The sequence below is a fragment of the Rhodothermales bacterium genome, assembly GCA_013002345.1.
GTDB lineage: Bacteria > Bacteroidota > Rhodothermia > Rhodothermales > JABDKH01 > JABDKH01.
The window spans coordinates 1-5,730 of record JABDKH010000291.1 but is presented as its reverse complement, the minus strand read 5'-3'; the positions used below and the strand labels follow the sequence as shown (position 1 = coordinate 5,730).

Sequence of the window (5,730 nt, the reverse complement as noted above, 5' to 3'; positions counted from 1 at the left end):
CGGCGAACGTGCGCCATCACAGTCCGCGAGTATGCTTTTGCCGCCGCCCAGCGAAAATCCTCCCCGTCGAACGCCGGTCGCTTCTGGCGATCCGCATGAGGAAGATGGTTCGTGTACGTGACCAGACCCCACCCATCCGGATTACTATTCCCGTGTTCATCGCGCTGGCTCTGAACAATCAGCGAGTTCTGGGACTGGATCAACTCGCACTCGACCTTCCGGGGCACCGTAGAATGAAATCCGTAAAGACGACACATTTCAGTTGATCAAAGCGCTAGAGCATTGAATCGCGGCTCACATAATACAGCTTGGCACGACAACGTTTCGGCCGGAGATCGTGGCAGTCACCGCGACGACGACACAAGCTGCACTACCACTCCGCCCAGATCGTTCAACCGGAAACCCTACGCTACCCGGTACTTCGTCAGTCGCCAGAAGTAGAGCATAAGCGCCCCGAAAACCGCCGCCGAAATCAGCATGCCCCACTCGCCGGCCCATTCATGCCCGATGCCTTTCGGACTCGCCGCCTTGTAGGCCGCCCAACCCGCGATCGCGACTCCGAACAGCCCCTCTCCACCGACGAGACCCGACCCGAACAGCACGCCCTGCTCCCGTCGCAGCTCCTTGTCCTCCGGCGACGTCGCCCGGCTCTCGGCGAACTTGCGTAAGAGGCCGCCGAAATAGATCGGGACCATCGTCGACACGGGCAAATAAACACCTACCGAGAATGCCAGGCTGTTGATGCCCAGCAATTCGACCAGAAGAGCAATTCCGATCCCGATCCCGACCAACCCCCACGGCAGGTTCTGATCCAGAACACCCTCGATGACGACCTTCATCAGTGTCGCCTGCGGTGCCGGAATCGCCTCGGTGCCAAAGCCCCATGTTTTGCCAATAAGTATCACCGTCGCGCACACGAACACAGCCGTCGTCAGAACGCCGACCAGCTCGCCGAGCTGCTGTCGCCTCGGGGTCGCACCCAGCAGGAATCCGGTCTTCAGATCCTGAGATGTGTCGCCTGCGATGGACGCCGCGATAGCCACCACACACCCAACTGTCAGCGCCGCCGCCTTGCCCAGATCGTCCGTCCATCCGATCAACAAAAAGAGCGCAGATGTTCCGAGAAGCGTCGCGATTGTCATTCCCGACGTCGGGTTTGATGTCACGCCTACTAGTCCCACAATTCGTGACGAAACCGTCACGAAGAAGAAGGCGAAGATGACAACCAGCACGGCAGCCACCGCTCGGAAAATGAAACTCTCTATGCCGAAAGCCTGCGGTACCGTTGTAAGTACAATGGCGATAATCAGCGCCCCGATCCCGACTACGTTCAGCGGCAGATCATTCTCCGTTCGCTTGATAAGCGCATCGGTTACTCCACCAAGTCGTTCTCTGAGCTGCCGCGCTCCGATCTTGAAGCTCTCGACCATAGTCGGGAAACTCTTCAAGAGCGTCACGAGTCCGCCCGTCGCCACCGCACCTGCACCGATGTAGCGCACGTAGCGTGTCCAGATCTGACTCGGACTCATGTCCGTGATAAGGTTGGTCGTCTCCGGGTAGAGCGGATCGACGCGCCCCTCGCCAAATAGAGCGATCATCGGGATCAAGATCGCCCACGACAGCAGGCTCCCGCCAACCATGATTGCCGCCACCTTCGGACCAAGGATGTAACCGACTCCAAGCAGCGCCGCCGACATCTCGCATGAGACCTCTCCCTTCTTGACGATCGGCAACCGAACCGCCACCTTCTCGGGAAGCGCATGCAGGAATCCGAAAACGAACTTGACCAGCGCTCCGACCCCAAGTCCGAGGAATACGTTGCGCGCCCTCGCTCCACCCGTTTCACTGGCGACAAGTACCTCTGCACAAGCTGTCCCCTCGGGATACGGCAGTCGACCGTGTTCGCCGGCGATGAGATATCGTCTGAGCGGGATCATGAAAAGCACGCCCAGCAATCCTCCGCACATCGCCAGCAGGGTCATCTGCAGCAGGCTCGGACTCATGTTCCACATGAAGAGCGCGGGCAACGTAAAGATCACGCCGCTGGCTACGGAGCTAGACGCAGAACCGACCGTCTGAGCGAGGTTCGCTTCGAGCACCGACGACTGAAAACCGAACACCTGGAAGGCGCGAAAAAGCGCGATGGTCAGCACCGCCACCGGAATCGAGGTGGAGATGGTAAGACCGACCCTAAGGCCCAGGTATGCATTGGCCGCGCCGAAGAGGATGCCGAAGAAGATGCCTGCAACGGCCGCCTTGACCGTGAATTCCCGTAATGACTCGCCCGGAGATACGTAGGGCGGATATTCCAGCCCGGGTGGGATCTCTTCGTAAGCGAGTGGGCTGAGGCCGGTTTTTTCGGTTGAATTCGGCATGCAGGATGGGCTGGCAAAATGCTGGTGGGCGCCGAGAACCTAATCCGGGATGGGGCGGAAAATCAACCCGGGCCGCGAACAGGCCCGCTCTGGGCAGTGATCGTCACTGTGCTTCTGTATTCGTCTGGCGACGACGAAGCGAATTCTAACGCAGTTCGTTGTCCCTGGCCAGAGGCGTCCATCACCGCGCGATGTCATCGCGGCCGAAGAGCCGGGATCCATCGAATGTTGGATTCTCGCGTCTGCGAGCATGATCTTATGCGAGTACGACTAGGTGACCGTCGTCAGCAACCAGCCATTGCCGTCTGGACGTCCGCCAAGAGACACACGAATTGGAGCACCTAAGATCCCCGCCTGCGCGGGGATGACATCAACGTCATTGCGAGAAGGCCGACGCGGCGATCCAGGCGATGAAGAATCGATCACGGTCCCGGATTGCTTCGTTTACTGACGTTCGCTACCAATGACTGGCACCGAAGCGATCCCCGCCTGCGCGGGGATGACAGCAAAATCGTCGCGGGGTCTCTACCCTACCACGTCAATCCATACCCGAACTCAAACAGCGGGTCATAATTCTCATCCCCCACGTTGATCGGATGTTGGTCCACCGACCGCGGCCACGTGAATGACAACTTCCCCGTCGGCGCATGGTCACCGAAAAGCACGTCCGCAATGCCGTCGCCTTCCGATCCAGGCAGCCAGATGGCCATGAACGCTTCACTCGCATCCATTACCCAATCCGCGATCATCGGCCGTCCCGATATCAGCAGGGTCACGACCGGAACACCGGCTTTCGCAGCCGACGAGACCACCGCGTCGTCATCACTGCTCAACTCGAGGTCCAGGTCATCACCATACATCTCCGCATACGGTCGCTCGCCGACGACTGCAATCACTACATCCGCCCCCTCGGCGCCACTTCCATCAGCCGAATATGTTACCTCCGTTCCGTCCGAGACTGCACTGCGAATCGCCTCCAAAATCGTCGTACCCGGCGTGATCGCTCCCATGCCTCCCTGCCAGTCGATCGTCCAGCCGCCACTCTGCATGCCGATATTGTCTGCACCGACACCAACCACATGGATTCGCCCGACATCCTTTGCCAGCGGCAGCAAACCGCCTTCGTTCTTCAGCAGCACCAGAGACTCGCGAACCGCCTGCCGCGCGACGGCGCGGTGCTCGTCGGACCCGACACTCGCCTCAAGCGCACGATCTGCTGTGGGTGACCAGTCTTCATCAAACAGTCCGGCTGCAAATTTCACCCTGAGAATCCGCCGCACGGCATCGTCGATCCGCTCCATCGGCACGCCGCCCTCTTCCACGAGTTCTTTCAGCGTATCGAAGAAAAGCTGGTACCGGTCCGGCACCATAACCATGTCCATACCGGCATTGATCGACGTCTCGATATCGCTCTTGTAATCGCCCGGTAGCTCGTCGATCGCCTTGAAATCTGAAATCAAAAACCCCTCAAATCCCAGTTCTTCCTTAATGATCTCCGTCAGCAACCGCCTGCTCCCCGAACACTTCACGCCATTCCAACTGCTGTAGGATGGCATGATGGTCCCGACGCCGGCCTTGACCGCCGTCACGTATCCCTCCATGTGAATCCGCCGTAACTCCTCTTCGCTCAGCGGCACATCGCCGCGATCGAACGGATAGGTCGAGCCATCCCACAGGGTGACGCCGGTACCGATCACCGTGCCGCCATCGCCTGCCAGGTGCTTCGCACAGGCAAGCACGCGCGTCGGATCGCTTAGATCGTCGCCCTGCAGACCTCGCACCGCGGCCGCCCCCAGCTCCGCAACGAGCATCGGCTCCTCGGCAAATCCCTCGTACGTTCTCCCCCACCGGTCATCTCGCGGCACCGCGACGCACGGAGCAAAGTCCCAGTTCATTCCCGTCGCCTTTACCTCCTTTGCGGTGATCCGGGAGATCTCCTCGACGAGTTCCGCGTTGCGCGTGGCCCCGAGCCCGATGTTGTGCGGGAAGACGACGGCTCCGATGACGTTCGAGTGTCCGTGAACCGCATCGACGCCGTACAGGAGCGGAATGGCAAGCCTCGTCTCAAGAGCCTTCGCCTGGTATCTCTCGTAAAGCGCTCGCCAGTCTTCCAGACTGTTGGTTTCCGGATCCGATCCACCACCGCTCAAGAGAGAGCCGAACATGTAATCCCGAATATGATCCACGTCCTCGAGGAACTCCTGATCCGGCTGCGTCATCTGGCCAATCTTTTCGTCGACCGTCATCCGGGCGAGAAGCTCGTCAACTTGTGCGTCAAAAGAAACGAACACGGCCTGACTCATCGGCTCCGTCACGGAAGAATCGGAGTACTGGTCCACGCACGACGACAGCATGACCATCATTCCAAGCAACGCAATAAATCTCATTGGAAACTCCTCCACGACGGATGAAAGACTGAACGAGGACCGATCCTGCGAATAGTACATATTCGGCCGTACAATCCGGCCTCGATTGAAGATAAGATTCCTTGAAAGCGGTTCCGATGTGCCGTGGCATCGATCGGGACTTGAGGGTCGTCATATAGTGCGATCAAACGGCACCTGTATACTTTTACGCCTTTTCACCGATACGAAAACCTGCACGCAACGTATCATTGAGCCACCCGCAACGACGCGTCGACCGGTTTCGCGGCCCATGGTCGCTCGTAGCGCCACGCCCGACAGGGTCCGTCCACGCGGAACGACCGTCACCACCATCCTGCTTTAGTACCGCATGCGTATCCTGAACGTCGTCGGAGCCCGACCGAACTTTATGAAGATCGGTCCGATTCATCGGCAGCTGGCGAAAGACCCCCAATTTGACCCTGTGCTGGTCCACACCGGACAGCACTACGACGAGCGCATGAGCGAGATCTTCTTTCGGCAGATGGAGCTCCCGGAACCCGACATCTACCTCGGTATCGGTGGAGGATCGCACGCCGTCCAGACCGCGCGGATCATGCAGGAATTCGAAACGGTGCTGGACCGTGAGCACGTGGACCTGGTCGTGGTTGTCGGCGACGTTAACTCAACCCTCGCCTGCAGCCTGGTCGCCGTCAAGAGACACATCCCGGTGGCCCACATCGAGGCCGGTCTCCGGAGCCGTGATCGGACAATGCCGGAGGAGATTAATCGAATCGTCACCGACAGCATCTCCGATTATCTGTTTGTGACCGAGCAAAGCGGCATCGACAATCTGCGTGCCGAGGGCGTGCCTGACGCGCGGGTGTTTTTTGTGGGCAACGTCATGATCGACTCACTCGTTCACTTCATGCCGCGAGCTCGCGAATCTTCCGTGGCCGCGAAGTACGAACTGGCCGCCGGCGCTTTTGTACTCATGACGATGCATCGTCCGG

The 5,730-nt window shown here is 59.3% G+C and carries 4 protein-coding genes; 2 read left to right on the top strand and 2 right to left on the bottom strand.

The window, feature by feature from the left end; genetic code table 11:
* The first annotated feature begins 104 nt into the window (after positions 1-104).
* On the top strand, positions 105-266 hold the full coding sequence (locus tag HKN37_14060; protein ID NNE47774.1) for a hypothetical protein: 162 nt from the start codon (positions 105-107) through the stop codon (positions 264-266).
* Between the two features lie 138 nt (positions 267-404).
* Here HKN37_14060 and HKN37_14055 read toward each other — a convergent pair whose 3' ends face one another.
* The gene (locus HKN37_14055) at positions 405-2,375 is read right to left on the bottom strand and encodes an oligopeptide transporter, OPT family (protein NNE47773.1); all 1,971 of its coding nucleotides are present in this window, start codon (positions 2,373-2,375) and stop codon (positions 405-407) included.
* A gap of 530 nt (positions 2,376-2,905) precedes the next feature.
* Positions 2,906-4,762, bottom strand: coding sequence for a beta-glucosidase (locus HKN37_14050; GenBank protein ID NNE47772.1), 1,857 nt, complete (start codon positions 4,760-4,762; stop codon positions 2,906-2,908).
* 346 nt (positions 4,763-5,108) lie between these two features.
* Here HKN37_14050 and HKN37_14045 point away from each other — a divergent pair.
* A partial coding sequence (locus HKN37_14045; GenBank protein ID NNE47771.1) for a UDP-N-acetylglucosamine 2-epimerase (non-hydrolyzing) occupies positions 5,109-5,730 on the top strand: 622 nt, incomplete at its 3' end.